Raw genomic sequence first — 25,418 nt, 5'->3', positions numbered from 1 at the left:
AAGATAGAGCTTTATGAAAAAGAAAACGGTACATATCATCTCTCACAGTCATTGGGATCGAGAATGGTATATGGCTTATGAAGAACATCATATGCGTTTAGTCAATTTAGTGGATGATTTACTTGATTTATTCAAGGAAGATCCTGAGTTTGATAGCTTTCATTTGGATGGACAAACGATTATTTTAGATGACTATTTGCAAGTACGTCCCGAGCGTCGTGAGGAAGTACAAGCAGCAATTTCAGCTGGAAAATTGAAAATTGGTCCATTTTATATCTTACAAGATGATTTCCTCATTAGTTCTGAATCAAACGTTCGTAATATGCTTGTTGGGCGTAAAGAATCGGAGCGTTGGGGGGCTCCAGTTGAGTTGGGGTATTTCCCTGATACTTTTGGGAATATGGGCCAAACGCCACAAATGATGAAAGCGGCAGGACTTAGCGCTGCAGCTTTTGGTCGAGGAGTGAAGCCAATCGGGTTTGATAATCAAGTTTTGGAACAATCAGAGGAAGCCTATAGTTCGCAATTTTCAGAAATGTGGTGGGAAGGTCCTGATGGGACAAAAATTCTTGGAATTCTATTTGCCAATTGGTATTCAAATGGAAATGAAATTCCTGCTGAAAAAGCAGCAGCACTTGACTTTTGGAATCAAAAATTAGCAGATGTTGAAAAATTTGCTTCGACATCACATCTCTTAATGATGAATGGCGTGGATCATCAACCAGTTCAGAAAGATTTGAGCAAAGCGATTCGCTTGGCAAATGAACTTTTCCCAGATTATGAGTTTGTTCATTCTAATTGGCCAACTTATTTAGAAGCTGTAAGGTCAGATTTGCCTGAAAACTTATCTACGGTAACAGGGGAACTAACCTCACAGGAAACTGATGGCTGGTACACTTTAGCAAATACGGCTTCGAGTCGAGTTTATCTCAAACAATGGAATACAAAAGTTGAGCGTCAGTTAGAAAATGTTACAGAACCTCTCGCCAGTTTAGCTTATCGGGTGACAGGAGAGTATCCGCACGACAAATTGACTTATGCTTGGAAAACTTTGATGCAAAATCATCCACATGATAGTATCTGTGGTTGCTCTGTTGACGAAGTTCATCGTGAAATGATGACACGTTTTGAAAAAGCGAATGAAGTAGGAAAATATCTTGCTGATGATGCATTATTTGAACTCGCTAAAGTGATTGACTTTGAAGGCCAACATCCTTTTGTAGTTTTTAATACAGCTGGACATTCTAAAACAGGTGAGGCTGAAGTTGAAGTAGTTCTTGAGCGTAAATTATTTAAAGAAGGAATTCCTGAAAAACTTTATGATGAACTAAAGGCACAGCCCAAGGCAACTTATAAAGTAATCAATCGTGAAGGTCAAGAAGTCCCAGCTGAAATCAGTGAAGAAGAAGTCTTATTTGATTATGATTTACCGAAAGATCGTTTCCGAGTTCCTTACATGAAACGATTTGTAAAAGTGAAATTATTTTTAAATGAAATGAGTGCTTTTTCTTGGGAAAGTTTTGATTTGGTACTTACTGACGATGCTGACAGTTCTGTCAATAATAATGAAAGTATGATTTCTGGTCAAACTATTGAAAATGAAAGTTTGAAACTGACAGTTAATCATAATGGAACATTGAGTATTTTTGATAAGTCGCTCAATAAAGTTTTTAAAGATTTGTTTGTCTTTGAAGACACTGGTGATATTGGAAATGAATATATCTATTTTCAACCTAAAAATACCAAACCAATTCTTTCTACTGACAGTCCTGTTGAGTTTTCAATTATTACTGACAGAGCAGAAATTGCGGAAGTTCAGCTTAAACAAGTGCTGATGATTCCTGAATCTGCTGACGAATTATTGGATGAGGAACAAAAAAAGGTTTTGGAATTCCGTTATCGTAATGCTGGTCGTTCTGATAAACTTTTGCCTTTAGAGGTAACAAGCAAAATCACTGTACGTAAAAATTCAAAAAAAGTTGATTTTGAAACAAGCATTGATAACCAAATGAAAGATCACAGACTTCGTGTACTATTCCCAGCGGGATTAACAAGCGAAAATCACGAAGCTGACAGTATTTATGAAGTAGTGACAAGACCTAATGTTATGCCTGAAACTTGGGAAAATCCAACAAATCCACAGCATCAGCAAGCTTTCGTTAATCTTCATAATGAAGAATATGGTTTAACTGTTGGTAATTTTGGCTTAAATGAATACGAAATTACTGACAGTGCAAATATTGCATTAACTTTACTTAGAGGAGTTGGCGAACTTGGTGATTGGGGTTACTTCCCAACACCAGAGGCTCAAACTTTAGGACGTCATACTTTTAACTATAGTTTAGAATTTCATGGACCGGCTTACGAACGTTATGAAACTTATCAACATGCTTATGTTGCACAAGTTCCATTTTCAACGGTAGAACTGACAAATCCGTCAGCAGAAAAAACTTTACCGTCAGCTGGGAAAATATTAGAAATTGATACTGATAAATTTGCTATCACGGCATTGAAACGTCGCGAATCAGATAATGGTCTAGTTTTACGAGGCTACAATATGTCTGGTCAGTCATTAAGTTTAGCGCTCGAAGAAGAAGCGAAATTACTTAATTTACTCGAAGATGAAATTGAAGCAGACTCACAAACACAAATTGCAGCTCACGAAATCCGGACTTTGTTGATTAAGGAGAAAAATCAATGAAAAAATTTTTTCGGAATATTTGGCGCTATAAAGCACTGATAATTATGGCTCTGCCAGGTGCAATTTGGATGATATTCTTCTTTTATATTCCAGTATTTGCAAATGTGGTGGCTTTTAAAGATTTTCATATTGACCCAGATGGATTTTTGGCCAGTTTGACCAATAGTCCTTGGGTAGGATTTAAAAACTTTGAATTCCTCTTTTCTTCCGGTGCTGCTTTTGATATCACAAGAAATACGGTTCTTTATAATGTTGGGTTTATTACACTGAACTTGATTATTTCTATTGCTTTTGCAATTATCATGAGTGAATTAAGAAATAAAAAGTTGGTAAAAGTGTATCAAACGATGTCACTTCTTCCTTATTTCCTTTCATGGGTTGTTATTTCTTACTTTGTTTATGCCTTCTTGGCACCAGGAAACAAAGGGATTTTCAACCAAATGATTATGCATAATGGTGGGATGCCAGTCAATTGGTATCAAGAACCAAAATATTGGGTCTTCATCATCCTCTTCATTGGAGTTTGGAAGGGAATTGGTTATAATTCGATTATTTACTTTGCAACAGTAATGGGAATTAACCCAACCTACTATGAAGCAGCAATGGTTGATGGAGCAACAAAATGGCAACAGATTAAAAATATTACCATTCCTCAAGTTGTTCCACTGATGACGATTTTGACAATCTTAGCCGTTGGAAATATTTTCCGTGCTGACTTTGGTCTTTTCTATAATGTTCCACGACAATCAGGTGCTTTGACACCAGTAACGCAGGTCCTTGATACCTATATCTATAATGGATTAGCTAACACTGGTGACTTAGGAATGGCGACGGCAGCAGCGCTTTATCAATCGGTAGTAGGATTCATTCTTCTAATGATTACAAACTTCTTTGCCCGCAGACTTGATAGTGATTCAGCATTATTCTAAGAAAGGAGGAAGCTAGTAGGTCAAGCCTTTTATCAAACTTGAAAGCTAATAATATATGAAAAAGAAAAAAATAGCCTCATTATCTGTTCGAGGATTTAATCGTCCAGTTAACTTTGTTTTTAATATCGTCATTGCACTTTTTGCAATCTCTTGTGTCTTACCTTTCCTCTTTGTCTTAGCCATTTCGCTGACAAAAGAATCGGCTTTGCAACAATTCGGTTATAGCTTTTGGCCACGAGAATGGAGCTTTTATGCTTATACATTCTTATTTGACCAAATGAAAGATAAAATGTTGCAATCATTGTTTGTCACAGTACTTGTTACGGTTCTAGGGACTGCAATTAATTCTACAGCAACTTCACTTTATGCTTATGCGATTTCTAGAAATAACTTTCCTTTCCGTCGATTCTTCACTATCTTTTGTTTAATCACAATGTTATTCTCACCTGGGATGATTGCGAATTACTTGGTAATGACTAATCTTCTACAATTGAAAGATACAATTTGGGCTTTGATTTTGCCAATGGCTGTCTCGCCATTTAACATCATTGTTATGAGAACTTTCTTTAAACGTTCAGTTCCAGATTCAATTATTGAATCTGCCCGAATTGACGGAGCAAGTGAACTTAGAATTTTCACTCAAATTGTTCTTCCTTTAGCAGTACCTGGGATTGCAACCATTTCCCTCTTTGCGGCCTTAGGATATTGGAATGACTGGTTTAATGCTCTTCTTTATATCTCAAACGATAAATTGATTCCATTGCAATATTTGCTGATGAAAGTTCAAAACAACTTACAATTCTTAACACAAAATGCAGGAGCAGGCTCACAGATTGCCGGAGGTTTAGCGGCTCTCCCTGGTGAATCAGCACGTATGGCAATTGTTATCATTTCAACTTTACCAATTGCGATTAGTTATCCATTCTTCCAACGTTATTTTGTCAAAGGTTTAACCATTGGTGGCGTTAAAGAATAAGAAGACTCTGCTTATTAGCAGAGTAAATTTAGACGCTTAAAGAAAGCGCAAACATTAATAAAGTTAAAAAAATTGGGGAAACCCTAAAGGAGCATACTCTAATGAAAAATTATCAAAAAGTTGCACTCGGTACCGTATCAGTGCTTGCAGCCTTTACACTTGTGGCTTGTGGTTCATCTGCGAAGTCAAAAAGTAGTTCTGGTAAAACAACTTTACACATGTACCAGATTGGTGATAAGCCAGACAATTACAAAGAATTGATGGCTAACGCTAATAAAATTCTTGAGAAAAAAGCTGGTGTGAAATTGGATATTAGCTACATTGGTTGGGGAGATTACGCTCAAAAAATGAACGTCATCGTTTCATCTGGTGAAGCTTATGACATTGCTTTTGCCCAAGATTATGCAACAAATGCCGCTAAAGGTGCCTTTGCTGATTTAACTGATTTAGCCCCTAAATATGCCAAGACAGCTTATAATGAACTTAATCCTGCTTATATTGAGGGAAATAAAATCAATGGAAAACTTTATGGATATCCTGTAAATGGTAATATTTATGCTCAACAAGTGATTACTTTTAACAAGCAATATTTGGATAAATATAATTTATCAATTGACGGCGTTGATTCATTTGCCTCTGCTGAAAAAGTGATTGAAGAATTCCATAAAAAAGATCCTAATGTTGCAGCTTTTGCCATTGGTCAAGGTTTCAAAACACCAGGTAATGTTGACTATGTCCTTGGAAATGGTTTGCCATTTGCTGTAGATACAACAGGGGATGGTAAAAAAATCCAAAATGTTTATGACATTCCTGCCTATATTGATAATTTGAAGAAAATGCATGATTACTATACTAAAGGTTTAATTCCGGCCGATGCAGCTACTTCAAATACTGCATTTGACTTGAATTCAAATAACTGGTTCGCTCGTGTCGAAACACAAGGTCCTTACGATTACGGCGATACTATTTTGACTCAAGCAGCAGGACAAACACTTGTATCTAAAGCAGTAACTAATCCATTGATTACAACTGACCAAGCTCGTATGGCTAACTTCGTTGTTTCAAATACCTCTAAACATAAAGAAGAAGCGGTTAAAGCACTTGGAATCATCAATAGTGACGCTGAACTTTTAAATGGTTTAGTTTATGGTGTTGAAGGACAACAATGGGAAAAAACTGGTGATAAGAAAATTAAATTACTTCCTTCATACAGTGAAGGTGTAAAACATATGGCTGCTTGGAATACAGGAAATAATGCCATTCTTTATACAACTGATGCGGTTACCAATGAAATGATTACTAAACGTGACCAATCAATTAAAGATGCAAAAGTTTCACCATTGCTTGGCTTTACTTTTGACCAATCAAAAGTGAAATCTGAAATTTCAAACTTATCAAATGTCATGAGTCAATATTTGGATCAATTGAACACAGGATCTGTTGACCCAGTTCAAACTTTACCAAAACTCAAAGCTGAATTGAAAAAAGCAGGTTATGATAAAGTTCAAAAAGAAATGCAAAGTCAATATGATACTTATCTAAAAAATAAATAAGAGGTAAACAAATCCAAGATCTCCTTTCTAAATTCATTTTGAAACTAGTTTGGAGGTCTTATTTTATTGAAATTATTATGGAAAAAGGATTATTAGTCGATATTGGACGAAAATATTGGTCAATAGCAGAGTTAAAAAGATTAGTTCTTTTACTTCAAGAGCATAAGCTGACACATTTACAACTTCATCTCAATGAAAATGAAGGATTTGCGCTAAATTTTACTGACAGCCCTGTCAGTAAAAAATATTCAGAAAATATGCTCAAAGAATTGAAAGAATTTGCAAAAACACACGAAATCACTTTGATTCCTGATTTTGATAGTCCAGGTCACATGGGCTCCTTGTTAGAGCAAAATCCTGAATTTGCACTACCTGACAGCAATCAACAAGCGGTAGATGTTACTAATCCAGCAGTCATTGATTGGATTATGGGAATAATTGATAAGATAGTCGATATTTTCCCAGATTCAGATACTTTTCATATCGGGGCTGATGAATTTATTGATTTTCGGCAAATTGAAAAATATCCTTATTTAGTGGAGAAAACTCGGGAAAAATATGGAAATAAGGCAAGTGGTTTAGAGTTTTATTATGACTATGTTAATCAATTGACCGAGCATTTGCAAAAAAAAGGAAAACAAGTTCGTATTTGGAATGATGGATTTTTACGAAAAGACCTTCAGTCATTGGTTCCTTTGAATAAAAATGTGGAGGTTTGTTATTGGACAAACTGGGACAAAGGGATGGCAGAAGTCAAAGAATGGTTAACTAAGGGTTATACCTTAATAAATTTTTGTGATAATGACCTTTATTATGTTTTAGGTGAAGAAGCAGGCTATTCTTATCCAACGGCTGAAAAACTGGAAAGGGAAGGAAAAATTCAAAAATTTTCTGGTCAGCAATATTTAAATCAAGAAGAAATGAAAGCTGTCAGAGGAACTTACTTTTCGATTTGGGCTGACAATGCTGCAGCTAAGTCTGTCAGTGAAATTTTAGACGATCTTAGCAAGGTACTTCCGGTATTTATGAAAATTTATGGAGGAAATGATGAATAATTGGTGGAAAAAAGCAGTCATTTATCAAATTTATCCCCGGTCATTTAAGGATTCAAATGATGACGGAATTGGTGACATCAATGGAATAATAGAGAAATTAACTTATCTTGAAAAACTAGGAGTGGATGGTATTTGGCTATCTCCGATTTATCAATCTCCGATGATTGATAATGGTTATGACATTAGTGATTACTATAAAATTGACCCACTTTTTGGAACAATGGCTGATTTTGAAGCGCTCATAGAAAAAGCAAAGCAACTTAATATTCGTGTCATTATGGACTTGGTTGTCAATCATACTTCTGACCAACATTTGTGGTTTAAAGAATCCAAAAAATCTAAAAATAATTCGAGAAGAGATTTTTATATTTGGCGGGATCAACCGATTGGAGAAATTAAAAATTGGACTTATGACTCAAGCACTCAACAATATTATTTTCATCTTTTTAGTCCACAGCAGCCTGACTTGAATTGGGAAAATGAAGAAGTGCGTAAGGAAATCCATAAGATGATGAATTTTTGGTTGACTAAGGGAATTTCTGGTTTTAGATTAGATGTCATTGATTTGATTGGAAAAATACCAGATCAAGAAATCACGGTTAATGGTCCAAAACTGCATGATTATCTAAAAGAGATGAATTTAGCAACTTTTGGTAAAAAGGATTATCTCACTGTTGGTGAAGCTTGGTCAAGTTCACCAGAATTAGCAAAGTTATATAGTGGCCCCAATCGTCATGAACTTTCAATGGTTTTTGGTTTCTGGCATCTATTGACATCAGCAGGAAACGGGGACAAATGGAAAAAGCTCCCCTTAAATGTTCCAAAGCTAAAAGAAGCAATGACCGCTTGGCAGAAATTGACGCCAAATGAAGCATGGAATTCTCTTTTTCTAGGCAATCATGATTTGCCACGCATTGTCTCTTTTTGGGGAGATGGGGGGACATATAGAGAAAAATCAGCCAAAGCTTTTGCAATTCTCTTTCATTTGATGCGTGGCACTCCTTTTATTTATCAAGGCGAAGAATTAGGAATGACCAATTTTCCTTTTGAAAATCTGTCAGCAATAAATGACGTAGAATCACATGAATATTTTACTGACAGAAAAAAAGAAGGGCAGTCAGAAGAAGAAATTATCAAAGTTTTACGAGAAATGAGTCGTGATAATGCTAGGACGCCAATGCAATGGACCAGTGATGAGAAAGCTGGTTTTACAAAAGGGAAACCTTGGCTTTCTATCAATCCTAATACTAAGATAATAAATGCTGACCAAGCTGTCAGTGATTCTAACTCTGTATTTTATACTTATCAAAAGTTAATCAAACTTCGTCACCAAGAAAATTGGCTGATAGAAGCAGATTTTGAATTACTTGAAAGTGCTGACGAAATCTTCGCATACTTGAGAAAAACGACAACAAGAACTTTTCTGGTGGTCGCCAATTTATCAAATTCAAGCCAACGTTTTGAAAGTTCTTTTGTCAAAAAAAATGAAATCATCAGTAATGACAGCTTTCCAGATTTACTGACAGACATAGAAATTCAACCTTGGCAAGCTTTTGCTTTAGAAATAAAAAATCTTGATTAATAAATTTTATTGGAGGATTTTATGAAAAAATCGAAAAAAATTTTTATTAGAATATGCCTTTCTACAGGAATTTTGGCATCTGCAACTTTACTGACAGCTTGTTTTGGAACTTCAGCAAAACATGTGAAAGCTAATTATAAAGTGACAGCAGAAGCAATTCCAGATTACCAAAGTAAGAATGCTCCCATTTCATCTTATTGGATGCCTGATAAATTTCTAGAATGGTCAGCGGAAAATGACAAAGATTTAGTTTACAATCAATCCCGAGTGCCACTTACCAAAAGAATTTCTCCTGATAAACTAAGTCCATCCAATCAAAATCAGAACAAAAAGACAAAAATTGTCGCCTTATCGATGATGAACTCACAAACTTCTGGAAATCCTTCGCGAGGCACAACAAAATTTGAGAGCTATACTTTTGATTATTGGCAATACATTGACACACTGGTTTATTGGGGTGGCTCATCTGGTGAAGGAATAATTGTAACTCCGTCAGCAGATGTTATTGATGAAGCACACAGCAATGGTGTTCCGGTACTTGGAACAATTTTCTTACCGCCTAAAGAATACGGTGGAAAAGTAGATTGGGTCAAAACAATGCTCAAAAAAGATGAGCAAGGACAATATCCATTTGCCAGTCAAATGGTTAAGGTCGCCAAGACTTATGGATTTGAGGGATGGTTTATCAATGAAGAAACCCAAGGGCTAAATGCTGATGATGCAGCTAACATGAAAGCCTTGATTCAACAGGTGAAAAAAGAAGATTCTAGTCTTCAAATCATGTGGTATGATGCCATGACTAAAGATGGAAAAGTGGATTGGCAAAATCAGTTAAATGACCAAAATGCGACATTTGTACAAGATAAAGCAGCAGACGCGATGTTTTTAAATTTCTGGTGGACTCAAAATAATTTGGCCGACCAAAAATTACTTGAAAAATCGAATCTCTATGCTAAAAATCACAATATTGACCCTTATAATATTTATGCCGGAATAGATGTGCAAGCGAAAGACGTCCAAACTCCAGTTAAATGGAACCTTTTAGAAAAAGGAAATCAAGCCACTCAAACATCAATTGGACTCTATGCAGCAAGCGCTACCTACACTAACGCAAGTAATTGGGATGATTTTCAAAATCGTGAATCAGCATTCTGGGTCAATCAAAAAGCAGACCCTCGTCAAGTTGATCACTCTGTTAATGAATCATGGACAGGACTTTCCAAATATGTTCTGGAAAAATCAGCAATAAGCGGTAATGAATTTAATACTAATTTTAATTTAGGAAATGGTTATAACTATTTTAAAGCTGGTCAAAAAATCTCAGAAATGGATTGGAACGACCGCAGTTTAGCAGGTATTTTACCATCTTACCGCTGGATTATTGACAACGAAGGAAAAAATAAAATAAGTCCAAGCTTCGACTTTGCAAATGCTTATAACGGTGGAAATTCACTGAAATTTATGGCTGAACATTTAGATGCAGGGAAAAGCTCAAACATCACATTGTTTGCTAGTGATTTGAAAATTGATAAGGGAGCAAAATTCTCCGTTAGTATGCGCTCAGACCAAGTGCTTAAAGTTTCTGCAATCTTAGAACTAGCAAATGGTCAAAAAGTTAGCATTACAGGAGATAAAAGCCTGACTGAGAATTGGTCAGAAATAAGTTTTGATGTTAAGAAATTTGAAGGTCAAACAATCAAAAAAATCGGTTTAAGCATAAAATCTGATCAAGCAATGGATTTTAAAGCCATTAATCTAGGAGAAATGACTTTGACCAATGGTCAAAAAGTCTCTCCAATCACACTTTCGGATGCAAAAGTAACTGATGAAGCTTTTGAAGAAGAAGGAACAGTAGGCGGTTTTAGACTTTCTTGGAAATCAGATGCAACTAAAAATAATCTTTCTACTTATGAAATCTATCAGTTGAATGATGATGGAAGTAAAGAATTTTTAGGAGCAAGCAATATCAATGCCTTCTTTGTTAATGCCTTAAAACGCGGCAAAAATATCAATTCAACAAAATTTGAAATTGTCCCAATTAATAAGGCTGGAGAATCTGGACATTCAGTTACGACCTCTGTGAAATGGCCAGATAATTCATTAGCTAAAGCGGCATTTGTAGCAGATAAAACCCTAGTTACGATTGGTGAAAAAGTAACTTTAATGAATCAATCTAATCTAGCTTCCGTCAAATATAAATGGGAAATTGACGGTGCAAGTCCTGCTACTTCTACAGAAAAGAATCCTCAAGTAAGTTTTGATAAAGCAGGGAGTTATTCCGTCAAATTAACGGTCATCAATGAAAAAGGACAAGAAGATTCAGTCACTCAAACTGAACTGATTACTGTAATTGATCAACCAGTAGAATTAACAAATTTTGCATTAAATCAATCCGTTCAAGTAGACAGTTTCACTAATGAATCTGAATCAGGACCAAAAGCAGTTGATGGAAAATTAAATACCAAATGGTGTGCCGTTGGCACGGGTAAACACAATATTACAATTGACCTTGGGAAATCAGAAAAAATCAATCAAGTCCTGATTGACCATGCTCAAAAAGGAGGAGAATCACCTGACATGAATACTTCTGATTACACCATTGAGATTTCAAAGGATAATCAAAATTGGACAGAAGTTGTCAACGTTAAGAAAAATAAATTGGGGGAAACCAAAGATTCTTTCAAACAGACAGAAGCGCGGTACGTTAGGATCACAGCCATTAAACCAACACAAGGAGCAGATACCGCTGTTCGTTTATATGAAATACAAGTATTAGGACAAAAAAATAGCTGACAAAGGGCTGTAAAAGTTTGCCATAAAAGCAAAGAAAAGGCTATCATGAAAACCCTAACATTTCATTGGAAAAGTGTTATAATGAAGTAATAAAAGTTAGAAAGTTATAGAAAAATGATTGGAAAAGCACTAGAAGAATTCTTTATTCGAATTTGGGTCGTTGTTAAATTGACCTTGATATTTTGGCTCTTAGCGCTCACAGGGCTGTTTGTTTTAGGACTTGGTCCTGCCTTTAAAGTGGTAACAGAGTTGTATTTGGAACATGGTTTTGACTATAAGTCAATCTCAGTGAAACAGGCTTATCAAATTTTCAAGCGAGACTTTTTAAGAGCAAATATCATTTTTTGGCTCTATACCTCTTTGAGTCTTTTGCTCGCTTATAATTTATATCTTTCAGTACAAATCCAAGGTTTACTTTTCTTGGTGATTGATTTCATTCTATTCTTTGGTTTAACTTATCTTATGACCGCTTTTGAATATACAATGATTTTTGATAGTCAATTTGAAATTAGTTTTGGAAACTTATTAAAAATGAGCTTTATTTCAAATTTTATTAGTTTTAAAACCTATCTAAAACTTTTATTTGGGATTGTCCTTATCTTTGTTTTGACTTGGCAATTTAAAGGCATGATTCTCTTTGGTTTGATTGGCCTTTTACAAGTTTATTCTTTAAGTGTGACAAAAACTTGGCGTTTGAAAGTCGAAGAACAGTTAGCAGAGTAAAAAAGAAGAGTTACTGAGAGGGGTGGAAAATGGAATTAAAATTCCAAGAAAATTTTTTGTGGGGAGCAGCAACGAGTGGCCCACAAACTGAAGGGCGTTTTAAAAAGCGGCATGACAATGTTTTTGATTATGATTTTGACCATTATCAAGAACGTTTTTGGGGCGGAATTGGACCTGATACAGCCAGTAATTTTTTCAATGACTTTCGAGAAGACATAAAATTAATGAAGGCTGCTGGTCTAAAATCAATAAGGACAAGTATTCAATGGTCGCGTTTGATAGATGATTTAGAAAAGAATACGGTAAATGAAAAAGCGGTTGATTTCTATAACGCTGTAATTAATGAATTTATAGCGCAAGGGATTCGTCCGATGATTAATTTAAATCATTTTGATTTACCAGTTGAACTTTTAAAAACATATGGAGGCTGGGAAAGTCGTCATGTTGTTGATTTATATGCAGGTTTTGCAGCAAAATGTTTTGCTGAATTCAGCGACCGAGTGAGTGATTGGTTTACTTTTAATGAGCCAATGGTTGTCGTTGAGTGTGCTTATCTATTAGGTTTCCATTATCCTGATATTGTTGATGGAAAAAAAGCTGTTCAAGTGGCTTATCATTTGCAACTCGCCTCATCTCTTGCGATTGAACAATACCGAAAAATCAATAAAAATCCTGAAGGACGAATTGGAATCATTTTAAATTTAACTCCGTCCTATCCAGCAACTGAAAAAATAGAAGATTTAAAAGCAGCTGAAATGGCAGACCTTTGGCAAAATCGCCTCTTTTTAGATGCATCAATAAAGGGAGAATTTCCAGAAGAATTAGTCAGCCTTTTACAAGAAGAAAATGTCTTGTGGCAGTCGGAAGCAGAAGATTTGAAACGGATTAAGGAAAACAAAGTGGACCTTTTGGGAGTAAATTACTACCATCCGAGTCGAGTACAAGAACCTGAATATTCTAGTGATAGTTTGGCTCAAGATTGGCGTCCCGACAAATATTACGCATCGTTCAATAAACGTGGGGTGCGGATGAATGCTGACAGAGGTTGGGAGATACATCCACAAACCATTTACGAAATTGCCAAGCGAATTCAAGAAGATTATGGGAATATTCCTTGGTTTATTTCTGAAAATGGGATGGGCGTAGAAAATGAAGAGCGTTTCAAAGATGAAGAGGGCCAAATCCAAGATGATTATCGAATTGTTTTTACAACAGAACATCTTTTTTGGCTCCATAAAGCAATTCAAGAAGGCTCTAATTGTTTTGGTTACCATGTTTGGACACCAATTGATTGCTGGAGTTGGCGTAATTCATACAAAAATCGCTATGGTTTGATTAGTTTGAATATCCATACCCAAGTGAAAACTTTAAAAAAATCAGCTTATTGGTATAAAAATTTAACAGACTCATCACTTTTACAAGTTCCAGATTCGATTTTAGAAAAATACAATCAATGATTTCTGTTAAAATATAAGAAAATTTGGAGGAGAAATATGTCATTATTAACAATAGATATTGGTGGAACAAGCATTAAATATGCAAGATTTGCTGACGGAAAATTAGGAGAAGAAGGTGCTTTCGGAACTCCTGATAATCTGGATCAATTTTATCAATCACTGACAGCAGTCGTTGAACAATTTAAGGAAAATTCTGATGTTTGTGGTGTCGCTATTAGTTCTCCAGGAGCAGTAAATAAAGCGACTGGTGTCATTGAAGGAGCAAGTGCTCTCCCTTATATTCATGAATTTGATATTCATGCTGAACTAGAAAAACGATTTGGTTTACCTGTTTCTATCGAAAATGATGCCAATTGTGCAGCGCTTGCCGAAGTGAAATTTGGTGCGGCAAAAGGTTTGTCAGATGTTTTGCTTCTTGTGCTTGGAACAGGTGTTGGCGGTTCTGTAGTTATGAATGGGAAAGTTCATCATGGGAAACATCTTTTCGGCGGTGAATTTGGCTTTATGCTCATGGATGATGAACATTCGTTTTCAACATTAGGAACAACGATTAGAATGGCTGAGCGCTATAATAAACGCACAGGAGAAGCTCTTGATGCCATCGAAATCTTTGAAAAAGCCTTTAATGGTGATGAAATAGCCAATGAAGAAAAAGAAATTTTTCTATACAATGTCGCAAAAGGGATTTTTAATCTGACTTATTCTTTTGATCCAGAATTAGTGATTATTGGAGGAGGAGTTTCCCAAGCTGAATGGTTAATTCCAGAACTACAAAAACAACTTCAAAAAATCATGGAAATTATTGAAGTAGCGACTTTTATGCCAGAAATTGTAACTTGTGAATTCAGAAATTCTGCCAACTTAATTGGTGCAGCGGTAGATTTTTCACAAACTTACGCAAATAAGACTGACAAATAAGCTAGAAGTTTTCTGTCAGTAATATTTTTTACTGACAGAAAATTCCTTCACTAATATTATACGAAATAGAACATAAAAAGTAACAAATTATAGGAAAAAATTATGACAAATCATTATGGCTCAATCGAAGCAGGCGGAACAAAATTTGTACTTGCGATTGGTGATGAGCAGTTTAACATTTTAAAAACAAATCAAATTCCAACGACTAGTCCCGAAGAAACAATTACTAGAACCATTGAATTTTTTAAAGAAAATCCTGTTAAATCATTGGCAGTTGGTTCTTTTGGGCCTATTGACATCAAGCCTGAAAGTGCAACTTATGGCTATATAACAACCACGCCAAAAGCTGGTTGGGCAAATGTTGATTTATTAGGAAAACTCAAAGCCGCACTTGATATTCCGATGGTTTTCACTACCGATGTCAATAGCTCGGCTTACGGTGAGATGATTGTGACTGGCGGAAAATCATTGGTTTACTTCACAATTGGAACAGGAATTGGTGGAGGAGCCGTACAAGATGGGAAATTTATTGGAGGATTTTCTCATGCAGAAATGGGTCATCAATATGTGAAGCGTCATCCAGACGATCTTAATTTTGCAGGCGTTTGTCCATTTCATGGTGATTGTCTAGAAGGAGTGGCAGCCGGTCCTTCCCTTGAAGCCCGCTTAGGAATTCGTGGAGAAGATATTCCAGCTGACAGTAAAGTTTGGGATATCCAAGCTTTCTACATTGCACAAATCGCCGTTAATACAACCTTAGCACTTGCACCTGAGAAAATTGTTTTTGGTGGTGGCGTTATGACCCAAACGCACATGATTGAGCGCGTGCGTAAGGAATTCACAAAATTAATGGCAGGTTATGTCCACGTGCCCTATTTACTGACAGATTATATTATGACTCCGTCAGTCGCAAATAATGGTTCGGCAACGATTGGAAATTTTGCTTTGGCAAAAGAATTAGATGAAAAAAATTACTGACAGCTTTGTCAGTAGTTTTTCATTTTCGTCAGTAAAAATAAATGTAATCACTATCATACGATTTTTCTAAAATTTATTTTATTTATTCACAAATATCTCTGCAAAAAACAATAAATTATGATAGAATAAATCTAATAAAATAATTGAACAAAAGTTCGAACTTTCCAACAGGAATTCGGACTTTTGCACCTTATTAGAGGAGGGTCCCTTGTCCGACACTACACTTGAAAAAATCATTGTACTCGACTATGGTTCACAATACAATCAACTTATTGCGCGTCGTATCCGAGAAATCGGTGTTTTCTCAGAACTCATGAGTCACAAAGTTACAGCCAAAGAAATTCGTGAGATTAATCCAATCGGTATTATTCTTTCAGGCGGTCCAAATTCAGTTTATGATGAAGGTTCATTCGATATTGATCCTGAAATCTTTGAACTTGGTTTGCCAGTTCTTGGTATTTGCTACGGAATGCAATTGATGAGCTACAAGCTCGGCGGTATGGTAGAAGCAGCAGGCGAACGCGAATACGGTGTTGCCCCACTTCAACTTACTGAAAAATCAGCATTGTTTGCAGGAACCCCCGAAGTTCAAGATGTTTTGATGAGCCACGGTGACCGTGTAACAGCTATTCCTGAAGGTTTCCACGTTGTCGGAACTTCACCAAACAGTCCATTTGCTGCTGTTGAAAATACAGAACGCAACTTGTACGGTATCCAATTCCACCCAGAAGTTCGTCATTCAGTTCACGGGACAGAAATGCTCAGAAACTTTGCGCTTAACATTTGTGGAGCAAAAGGGAACTGGTCAATGGAAAACTTCATTGATATGCAAATCAAAAATATTCGTGAAAAAGTTGGCGATAAAAAAGTTCTTCTTGGACTTTCAGGTGGTGTTGATTCATCAGTTGTAGGTGTACTTTTACAACGTGCCATCGGTGACCAATTGACATCAATCTTTGTTGACCACGGTTTCCTTCGTAAAGGCGAAGCTGACCAAGTCATGGAGACATTGGGCGGAAAATTTGGTCTTAATATCATCAAAGTAGATGCTCAAAAACGCTTCATGGACAAACTTGTTGGCCTTTCAGACCCAGAAACAAAACGTAAAATTATCGGTAACGAATTTGTTTATGTTTTTGATGATGAAGCAAACAAATTAGAAGGTGTTGACTTCCTTGCCCAAGGAACCCTCTACACCGACGTCATTGAATCAGGAACAGATACAGCTCAAACAATCAAATCACACCATAACGTTGGTGGACTTCCTGAAGATATGCAATTCCAATTGATTGAACCATTGAATACACTCTTTAAAGATGAAGTTCGTGCGCTTGGAACACAACTTGGAATGCCTGATGAAATCGTTTGGCGTCAACCTTTCCCTGGACCAGGACTTGCCATTCGTGTCCTTGGTGATTTAACAGAAGAAAAACTAGAAACTGTTCGTGAATCAGATGCAATTCTTCGTGAAGAAATTGCTGCTGCAGGCCTTGAACGTGATGTTTGGCAATATTTCACAGTAAATACAGACGTGAAATCAGTCGGTGTCATGGGAGACCAACGAACATATGACTATACACTAGCTATTCGTGCCATCACTTCAATCGATGGAATGACAGCTGACTTTGCCCAACTTCCTTGGGATCTTCTCCAAAAAATCTCAAAACGTATCGTTAATGAGGTGGACCACGTCAACCGTATCGTCTACGATATTACGAGCAAACCACCAGCAACTGTTGAGTGGCAATAGAATAAAAAACTGATAACAGTATCTGTTATCAGTTTTTTTATTTTAATAATAAATTTTAAGACTAGCACTCATTGTTCAATAGCATTATTTCCTAAAAGATTACGTAATATTAATCAATTTTATCGCTTTGAAAGCGTTATACTTGATTTGCTTGAAATTAATTAGGTGTAACTATGTTTTGCAATATTTAAGAGTAAAAAGTCTTTAATTTGCAACCTAATATAATTGTAACTTTTTACTTTCAAGAAATATATTTGAATTTGGAGAAAGTTATGGTTGGCAATGAAAAAACAAATTTTTTTAGGGAATTTTTTAGTTTCAAAACAAACAAAGCAGAAGGAGTAATTGGGTTTCATCGAGCTTTAGGAATTGGTTCATGGGATATGTTTAATGGAGGAACTGGTGGCCTTATTGGTTCTTGGCTCTTATATTTTATGACCTCTTTTGGTGGGGTTAATCCTGGATTAGCTGCACTTTTAATTTCAGCCCGACTGGTTATAGATATGTTCTGGGCTCCTGCCGTTGCTGTTATTTCAGATAATTTTTATCACTTTGCACTCGGCCGAAAATATGGGCGTAGACGCTTCTTTTTAATTTTTGCAATTCCAACATCGGTTGCTTTTGCAGCGATGTGGATTCCAATGGCAGGTGGCCTTTCTTGGCTTTATTATCTTGTGTCATTTATACTTTTTGATTTTTGTTTGGATTTAGTTCTCATTCCTTGGGAAGCTATCCCTGCAGAAATTACCTCTACCTATACACAACGTAATAAAATGGGGTCAATCAGAATGTGGGCTTCAGGTTTAGCCCAACCCTTAATCGCTTTTGTCCCGACTCTCTTTATGAAACTTTTACCTGCTGAACATGGAATGCAAACTTCCGCCTGGGCCTTATTTGCAACAGCTTGTGTTTGGGGTGTCATTGGGATTATATTTACACTCTTTGTTTACTTTTCTTCTTGGGACCCTATTCTGATTTCTAAAGAAAAGACAGAACTTATGTTGCGACATTTAGATGAAGAAAGAAAACGAGCTAAAACTCCTGCTAGGTTATTCTTGGAAAATATTGCTAATTTACTTTTAACCTTAAGGATTAAAACTTTTCGTAAACATCTAGTTCTTTATTTCTCTACTTTTGGGATTATTGATTCTTTTACAGCTATTTTTGTTATCTTTGCGACGATTTCGTTTTTGCCAACTCTAACACTTGATCCAGCGCAAGCAGCTCTTATTTTAGCGACACCCTTATTGATTATGACAATTGCATATACACCATTTGGAGCATGGCTTTTTAATCACCCCAAAATTGGACCACGCCTGCTTTACCTAATTGGTTTTGGCATTGGTATTTTATCATGTATCACTTATGGTATTGTTTATTTCACAAGAGGAAGTTTATCAGAAGCTCAGATTACGGGACTCATCATTTTTACAACTTGTGTTTTCACTGTGGGTCGTAACATCATTGGGGGCCTTCCTTGGGTCGTCTTTCCTTTAATTCCTGATATTGATATGATCATTCATAAAGAACAGCGGGCAGGAGTTTTTGCTGGAGCTATGACTTTTGTACGTAAATTCACTAATATTGTCTTTAATGTTGTCATTGGAGCGGTTATGGGAGCTGCTGGTTATAACCAACATGTTTCTAATGTGGCAGACAAAATGTCAAATTATGTACAAGTGCACCATGTGACGACCAGACAAGCTTTTCACCATTTGGTAACAAGTTCTACATTAGAACATCAGATTCAAAGTGCAGGCTTTGGAATTGCTATGCTGATGACGTTTTTAGTTGGAGGCTTGATGCTGATTGCTTTATGGAATGCTTTTACTTTTAAACTTAATTCAAAAACACATGCTATTTTGGTTGAAGAAATTTCACGTCTACAAAAGGCTGATTCGATTGGGGGAGAAGTGGCAGTAAAAAATGCTAAAGAGTCAGCTGACCTCAAAACAAAACAAACAATTGAAGCTTTATCAGGCTTAAATTATGATAAATTCGTCTGGACTGGAAAATAATATATAAAAAAACGAGGCCATAAATTTCCTCGTTTTTAATATATTATTCAGCAACGGCTAATTCAGTTTGATTTTCCATAAGTTTACCATTGTTTAATTTTAATAAATAAGGGATAAGCATGATGAGACCTGCTACAAAGGCAATTCCTTCTGTTAGGGTCATTGACCAGATGAGGCCAGTTAATCCGTAAAAATGATGTAAGATAATGACGATTGGGATATAAAGAATCCCTTGGATAGTAGACATTACCCCAGTTTGCGCACCTAGACCAGAAGCTTCAAAAATTCCAGTAAATAATCCCGAAAAACCATTGAAGACAGATGAAACCAGTTGTGCGGCTAGTACGATTAAGCCCACTTTGATTACTGAACTATCATCAGTAAAGAGTTGCATGACAGGAACTCTAAAAAGATAGACAATTAAAGCAAAGAGAATAGAAATTCCGCCAATCCAAAGAGTTAACTCTTTAAGTGCTTCTTTTAATCGTTGAGTATTGTTTGAAGCAAAACTATAGGCAAAGAGTGGAATGGCCCCTAAAAAGAGTCCCATAGTCAAAAATTCAGGCAGTTGAGTGATTCTAAGGGCAATCCCAAAGCTAGCAAGAACATTATCACCATATTGAACAGAAAAATGATTTAACAAAAGTGTTGTGACAATCATAAATGCTGATTTGAAAACTTCTGCAACCCCAATTTTATAGATTTCAAATTGGTCTTTTAAACTGATTTTAAAATGTTTTAAAAATCCTTTAAGCGATTCACTTTTATTTTCTAAAAACCAGACATAATAAGCTGTAGAAGCTAGATTTGCAATCACCATTGAAAGTCCAGCCCCAATGACATGAAGATTTAAAACTAGGATAAAGAGGGCATCTAAGACAATACTAGTCGCAACCCCAACGAACATGCCATACATTGATTCTTTTGAGGCACCTTCTGCACGAACTAATTGTTCCAGTCCATAGTTTAAAATCATACTAAAACCACCACCTAATAAAACTCCAGCATATTCTTTAGTATAAGTAAGAGTTGCGGCGTCTGCTCCTAAAATATGAGCGATTGGACTTAAAAAGAAAAGCGAAACAAGCCCAATAAGTAAACCAATGATTAAACTCATATAGAAAGAATAACCAGCGATTTTCTTTCCTTTTTCTTTATCGCCAGAACCTAGCAGGCGAGTGATAAAGGTTCCACCTCCAACACCAAAAAGGTTTCCGATGGCCATAAAAACAATGGTTATTGTTAAACCTAGAGTGATTGTTGACATCATATTTGTGTCATGGACAAGGCCGATAAAGTAGGCATTGATTAAGTTATAGATTGTTGTTGCGGAAATTCCAATCATCATGGGAATTGATAAGTGAGCAATTGCTTTTCTGATGGGTGCTTCCTTAAGATAATAAGAGTTGGATTTTTTACTCATTTTTATTGTTCTTCTTTCTGAATCGAAATGATAGATATTCTAATAGTTAGATATCTAACTATTAGAATATCATAATACTTATTTTTTGTTTTGTCAACCCAAAACTATCGTTTAGAAAAATAATCTTTTTTGACGAAGAAGAGAGTCAGTAAAACTGACAAGAAAAGGGCTAGTAAACAAATGATTTCCCAAGATATTTTTGGGAGATTAGTCAAGGGGAGCGGAACATTCATACCATAAAAACTAAAAATGATGGTAGGAATAGTCAGAATAATTGAATAAGAGGTCAAAAATTTCATGACACTATTTGTATTATTATTAATGATTGAATCATAAGAATCAGTCATCTCATTCAAAATCCTATTTGAAATATTAGACATATCAAAAGCTTGGTCAACTTCAATCATTAAATCATCAATAAGTTCCTTTTCATCATCATAAAGTTTTAAATATTTACCACTTTTAATTTTAGAAATGACTAAAGAATTTGATTTCAAGGACATAATGAAATAAATTAAACTTCGCTCAATTTTCATCAAATTAATCAAGTCTTCATTTTTCGGTGCCTTACCCAAAGTTTGTTCAATTAATATTCTTTTACGATTGAGAATTCTAATTTTATCGACATAAATTTTGCCAATAGCTAGCATGAAATGAAGGACAAAAGAAGTCTTATGTTTTGGATTTAACTGATGAAGCAGTTTTGAATTTTTTAAGATTGTTGCCATCTTTTTATCCGCTACATTTGTGATGATGACCTCTTTTGTTACAATAAAACTCATAGGTCCCGATGAATAATAAGCCACATCTGTTTGATCTTCAAATGGCATATCAAAAATAATCAGTAGACTTTTAGTTTCATCGTCAATCTCTATTCGAGCACTCTCGTCCTTATCTGTTGCATAAGATAAGAACTCTTCCGGAATGTGATATGTTTTTGAGAGATAACTTTTATCAAACAGTTTTTGGTCTGAGAAATTAATCCATTCTCTTGTTAAATTTTCAGACATTTGATTCTCCTTTTTTAAAAAATAGTTAGAGTTCTAACTAACAAGAATTATCATAAATCAAATAAATGAAAATGTCAAGAACTAACTGTTAGATATCTAATTGTTATAAATTGACAAATGAATAAAAGACCATTATACTAAGAAATAAGAAACAGCAAATCAAATAAGAGGAGTCCTCCAAATGGCTAATACAATCTATTCAAATTTATTTCGTTCTATTTCACAAAAATCAATGATGACCTCTAGTCAAATGATGAAAGATTTAGAAGTGAATCAACAACAAGCTAGAGTAATCGCATATATTGCAGAAAATCAAGATAAAGGTCTCATCCAAAAAGATTTAGCAGAAGTATTTAATAGACGAGGAGCAAGTATAACAAGTATGCTCCAAGGTTTGGAAAAAAAAGGATATATCGAAAGACGAATTCCTAAAGAGAATGAACGTCAAAAAAATATCTATATTTTGCCCAAAGGGCTAAAAATTATTAATCAGATTAATCAAATATTTGAAGCATCTGAAAAGAAATTGATTGAACCCTTGACCGAGAAAGAACAAGCTGAGTTCTTGAGACTCTTAGAAAAAATAGATGACAATTTATAAGATAATAGGAAAAAGACTAATAATTACGTTAGTCTTTTTTTATTTCAGTCCAATGCGTTTCTCAAAATAATATTATAGACTTTCTTTAAAAAAGATGACAGATTTCTTGACAAGTAAAATGTAAAAAAGTATAATTTCTTTAACGTTTACAAACGTAAACGTTACTGTTATATTAGCTTATTAAAAAATGACCTTATTAAACTTAAATAATATTAAATTTTACTCGCAGCTTTATAATCTAAATAGAACTAGGAAGAAAAAATTATGACAGTATTAGACAAAGTAAATGACCCCAAAGACATCAAGGCTCTTACACCGCTAGAACTAGAAGAGCTCGCTACAAATGTACGTGATGCAATTCTTAATCGTGTCAGTCAATATCCAGGGGGCCATCTCGGACCAAATCTTGGTGTGGTAGAAATGACTGTTGCTTTACATAAAGTCTTTAACTCACCTGTTGATAAATTAATTTGGGACGTTAGTCATCAAAGCTATCCGCATAAAGTTTTAACAGGACGTAAAGAATTTTTTACTGATAAGGACAAATTTTCTGGAACAACAGGCTATACAGATCCTGAAGAAAATGAACATGACTTTATACGAGTCGGTCATACATCTACATCTATTGCAACAGCTATGGGATATGCCTTGGCTCGAGATATGCAAGGAAAAAAAGAAAATATTGTAGCCATCATTGGTGATGGCGCACTCTCAGGAGGACTTGCATTTGAGGGACTTGATGGCGCAGGTACACTTAACGGGAATCTTATTATTATTGTAAATGATAATGAAATGGCCATCACCGAAAATCATGGAGGAATCTATCAACATCTTGCAGATTTGCGAGCAAGTAAAGGAACCTCAGCAAATAATCTTTTTAAATCATTTGGGCTTGATTACCGTTACCTTGAGGAGGGAAATGATATCCAAAGTTTGATTGCCCTTTTTGAATCAGTAAAAGATATCAATCGGCCAATTGTTCTTCATATCCACACAGAGAAAGGACATGGTTATAAACCAGCAGTTGAAAATAAAGAAGGAATGCACCAAGTCTTTGCACCCTTTGATATTGCTACAGGTCAACCAGTCAATAGCTCAACCAATATCGTTCGCAGCTATAATAATGTATTTCTTGACTTTATGGAAGAAAAGTTAGCCAAGGGTGACAATCTTATCGCCATTAATGCCGCAATTCCAATGTTCTTTGGCTTGTCTCAATTTGCTAAGAATCATCCAAAAAATTATGTTGATGGAGGAATTGCTGAACAATATACAGTGACACTTGGTGGAGCAATCGCAGCAGCAGGAACTCGAGCTATTATTTTCCAAAATGCAACTTTCTTACAACGTGCCTATGACCAACTTAACCATGATTTGGCACTGAATAAAGAACCAGCAATTGTTATTATCAGTAACAGCCAAATTGGCGGAACAAACGATACTCACCAAGGAAGTTTTGTTTATAGTCAAACATCAAATATTCCCAATGTAATTGACCTTGCAGCAACAAGTGAAGAAGACCTTTTTGCAATGCTTAATTGGGCATATAATCAACATGAACATCCAGTATTTATACACTTGCCAGAGCATACTTTGGAAAATCGCCCAACAAAAATTACTGATTTTAGTAAACCTCAGTATGAAGTTGTTAAGTTTGGCGAAAAAGTTGCAATCTTAGGACTTGGTGCAATGCTTGAGAAAGCTGAAAATGTGGCAGAAGAACTTGAAAAATCAGGATTTAATCCAACGGTTGTAAATCCATTCTTTGCAAATTTGTTGGATGTAGCTGCTTTAGACAAATTATCTGAAACTCATGGACTCTTTGTTACGATTGAAGATGGCACTAAAGATGGGGGATTTGGTCAAAAAGTGGCGACCTATTTGGCAAGTAAAGGGATAAAAACACTTGTATATGGTGCAGATACTGAGTTTATTGATGCTGTTCCAAAAGAAGAACTTTACAATCGTTATCACATAAGACCAGAACTTATGGCAACTGATATTATTGAAGCAACCAAAGAATCTAAAGGACCTAATTTTTTTAAGAAAATATTTTCTAAATAAAAGTTTTTGGAGGCAGAGCTTATCTCCTAGATAAAATATGAAATAAATAGCTAAAAAAGATACTAGCGATTAACTAGTATCTTTTTTAGCTAAGATATTAAATATTAAGCATTTTGATTGGTTGCGGCAATATCAATTTCTCTGATGTTGACCGTTTGAGGCATATCATAAATGAATTTCACGGTTTGCGCCACTCTTTCAGGAGCAAGTGTTGTACCACCCATTGATTCTTTCCAAAGATTATAATCATTTAGGGCACTTTCGTCAGTAACATGTGTCAATAATTCTGTTTCGGCAGCACCAGGTGCAACAAGTGAAATTCGAACATTTTTACCAGAAACTTCCTCTCTGACAGTCTCACTTAAACCATGTACACCAAATTTTGAAGCGACATAAGCGGCGTGGTTGGTAAAAGTTTTTTTACCAGCAAGAGAAGACATGTTAATTACTGTTCCTCCTTGGCGTTCAACCATTTGTGGAAGAACAATTTGCATTCCATTAAGGACACCCAAAACATTAGTATCCATCATTTGTTTCCATTCTGCTGGATTTTGATTAAGAACATTTCCTAATAACATGACACCTGCATTATTGACTAGAAGATCAGTTTTGCCATATTTTTCTTCAGCTTTAGTAATTGCATTTTCAAATGATGTTTTGTCCGTGACATCTACAGATTCCACAAGGACATTCGTAAAATCAAGGGGCAAGGCTTTGATTTTATCTGTACGACGACCTAAAAGCAACATTGGGAATCCATCAGCATTAAATAATTTTGCAATTTTAGCACCAAATCCTGAACTTGCTCCTGTTATAACAATAAGTGGTTTAGACATTTTATTTCTCCTTAAGAGTATTTTTTTGATATACTGATTATACAACATGGA

18 protein-coding genes are annotated in these 25,418 nt (G+C 35.5%); 15 read left to right on the top strand and 3 right to left on the bottom strand.

Going from position 1 to position 25,418, the window contains the following annotated elements:
• Window positions 1-13: 13 nt before the first annotated feature.
• From IAE51_RS04235 to IAE51_RS04175, 13 genes are all read left to right on the top strand, one after another.
• On the top strand, window positions 14-2,701 hold the full coding sequence (locus IAE51_RS04235; RefSeq protein ID WP_200094817.1) for an alpha-mannosidase: 2,688 nt from the start codon (window positions 14-16) through the stop codon (window positions 2,699-2,701).
• Window positions 2,698-3,630: a sugar ABC transporter permease gene (locus tag IAE51_RS04230; protein WP_003130089.1), complete on the top strand. Its 933-nt coding sequence runs from the start codon at window positions 2,698-2,700 to the stop codon at window positions 3,628-3,630. The genes IAE51_RS04235 and IAE51_RS04230 overlap by 4 nt, the downstream gene beginning before the upstream one ends.
• 55 nt (window positions 3,631-3,685) lie before the next feature.
• Window positions 3,686-4,606 carry a carbohydrate ABC transporter permease gene (locus IAE51_RS04225; protein ID WP_003130090.1) on the top strand — a complete coding sequence of 307 codons (921 nt, stop codon included), beginning with the start codon at window positions 3,686-3,688 and terminating at the stop codon, window positions 4,604-4,606.
• Window positions 4,607-4,707: 101 nt separating this feature from the next.
• Complete coding sequence (locus tag IAE51_RS04220; protein WP_003130091.1) at window positions 4,708-6,159, top strand: ABC transporter substrate-binding protein; 1,452 nt, start codon at window positions 4,708-4,710, stop codon at window positions 6,157-6,159.
• Between the two features lie 77 nt (window positions 6,160-6,236).
• Entirely contained in the window at window positions 6,237-7,214 is a 978-nt protein-coding gene (locus IAE51_RS04215; RefSeq protein ID WP_003130092.1) for a family 20 glycosylhydrolase, read from the top strand.
• Entirely contained in the window at window positions 7,204-8,796 is a 1,593-nt protein-coding gene (locus IAE51_RS04210; RefSeq protein ID WP_233611031.1) for an alpha-glucosidase, read from the top strand. Before IAE51_RS04215 ends, IAE51_RS04210 begins: the two co-directional genes overlap by 11 nt.
• A gap of 21 nt (window positions 8,797-8,817) precedes the next feature.
• Window positions 8,818-11,589 carry a discoidin domain-containing protein gene (locus tag IAE51_RS04205; protein WP_129880914.1) on the top strand — a complete coding sequence of 924 codons (2,772 nt, stop codon included), beginning with the start codon at window positions 8,818-8,820 and terminating at the stop codon, window positions 11,587-11,589.
• 114 nt (window positions 11,590-11,703) lie between these two features.
• Window positions 11,704-12,312, top strand: coding sequence for a YesL family protein (locus IAE51_RS04200; protein WP_012898106.1), 609 nt, complete (start codon window positions 11,704-11,706; stop codon window positions 12,310-12,312).
• A 29-nt stretch (window positions 12,313-12,341) separates the two neighbouring features.
• Window positions 12,342-13,769 (top strand): glycoside hydrolase family 1 protein, encoded by a 1,428-nt coding sequence (locus IAE51_RS04195; protein ID WP_129880912.1) that lies wholly within the window; start codon window positions 12,342-12,344, stop codon window positions 13,767-13,769.
• Window positions 13,770-13,805: 36 nt separating this feature from the next.
• Window positions 13,806-14,687 carry an ROK family protein gene (locus IAE51_RS04190; RefSeq protein WP_129880911.1) on the top strand — a complete coding sequence of 294 codons (882 nt, stop codon included), beginning with the start codon at window positions 13,806-13,808 and terminating at the stop codon, window positions 14,685-14,687.
• 102 nt (window positions 14,688-14,789) lie between these two features.
• Window positions 14,790-15,665, top strand: a complete 876-nt coding sequence (scrK, locus tag IAE51_RS04185; RefSeq protein WP_021723037.1) for a fructokinase ScrK — start codon at window positions 14,790-14,792, stop codon at window positions 15,663-15,665.
• A gap of 208 nt (window positions 15,666-15,873) precedes the next feature.
• Window positions 15,874-17,415, top strand: coding sequence for a glutamine-hydrolyzing GMP synthase (gene guaA / locus IAE51_RS04180; RefSeq protein ID WP_058211934.1), 1,542 nt, complete (start codon window positions 15,874-15,876; stop codon window positions 17,413-17,415).
• Between the two features lie 272 nt (window positions 17,416-17,687).
• Window positions 17,688-19,433 carry an MFS transporter gene (locus tag IAE51_RS04175; protein WP_195228874.1) on the top strand — a complete coding sequence of 582 codons (1,746 nt, stop codon included), beginning with the start codon at window positions 17,688-17,690 and terminating at the stop codon, window positions 19,431-19,433.
• Window positions 19,434-19,476: 43 nt separating this feature from the next.
• Here the strand turns inward: IAE51_RS04175 and IAE51_RS04170 are convergent, their stop codons facing one another.
• Window positions 19,477-20,856, bottom strand: coding sequence for an MATE family efflux transporter (locus tag IAE51_RS04170; RefSeq protein WP_195228872.1), 1,380 nt, complete (start codon window positions 20,854-20,856; stop codon window positions 19,477-19,479).
• Window positions 20,857-20,960: 104 nt separating this feature from the next.
• A complete protein-coding gene (locus IAE51_RS04165; RefSeq protein ID WP_200094813.1) occupies window positions 20,961-21,866 on the bottom strand; it encodes a magnesium transporter CorA family protein in 906 nt (301 codons plus the stop codon).
• A 181-nt stretch (window positions 21,867-22,047) separates the two neighbouring features.
• Between IAE51_RS04165 and IAE51_RS04160 the strand changes: the two genes are divergently transcribed.
• Together IAE51_RS04160 and IAE51_RS04155 are read left to right on the top strand one after the other, a co-directional pair.
• Window positions 22,048-22,467 (top strand): MarR family winged helix-turn-helix transcriptional regulator, encoded by a 420-nt coding sequence (locus tag IAE51_RS04160; protein WP_200094811.1) that lies wholly within the window; start codon window positions 22,048-22,050, stop codon window positions 22,465-22,467.
• 264 nt (window positions 22,468-22,731) lie between these two features.
• A complete protein-coding gene (locus IAE51_RS04155; protein WP_200094809.1) occupies window positions 22,732-24,531 on the top strand; it encodes a 1-deoxy-D-xylulose-5-phosphate synthase in 1,800 nt (599 codons plus the stop codon).
• A gap of 104 nt (window positions 24,532-24,635) precedes the next feature.
• Here IAE51_RS04155 and IAE51_RS04150 read toward each other — a convergent pair whose 3' ends face one another.
• Window positions 24,636-25,367 carry an SDR family oxidoreductase gene (locus tag IAE51_RS04150; protein WP_129880906.1) on the bottom strand — a complete coding sequence of 244 codons (732 nt, stop codon included), beginning with the start codon at window positions 25,365-25,367 and terminating at the stop codon, window positions 24,636-24,638.
• Window positions 25,368-25,418: the final 51 nt, after the last annotated feature.

This window comes from Lactococcus sp. S64, from assembly GCF_016516525.1.
In the GTDB taxonomy this organism is placed as follows: Bacteria; Bacillota; Bacilli; order Lactobacillales; family Streptococcaceae; genus Lactococcus; species Lactococcus lactis.
The sequence above is the reverse complement of the archived record's forward strand: the minus strand, read 5'-3'. Positions and strand labels throughout refer to the sequence as shown.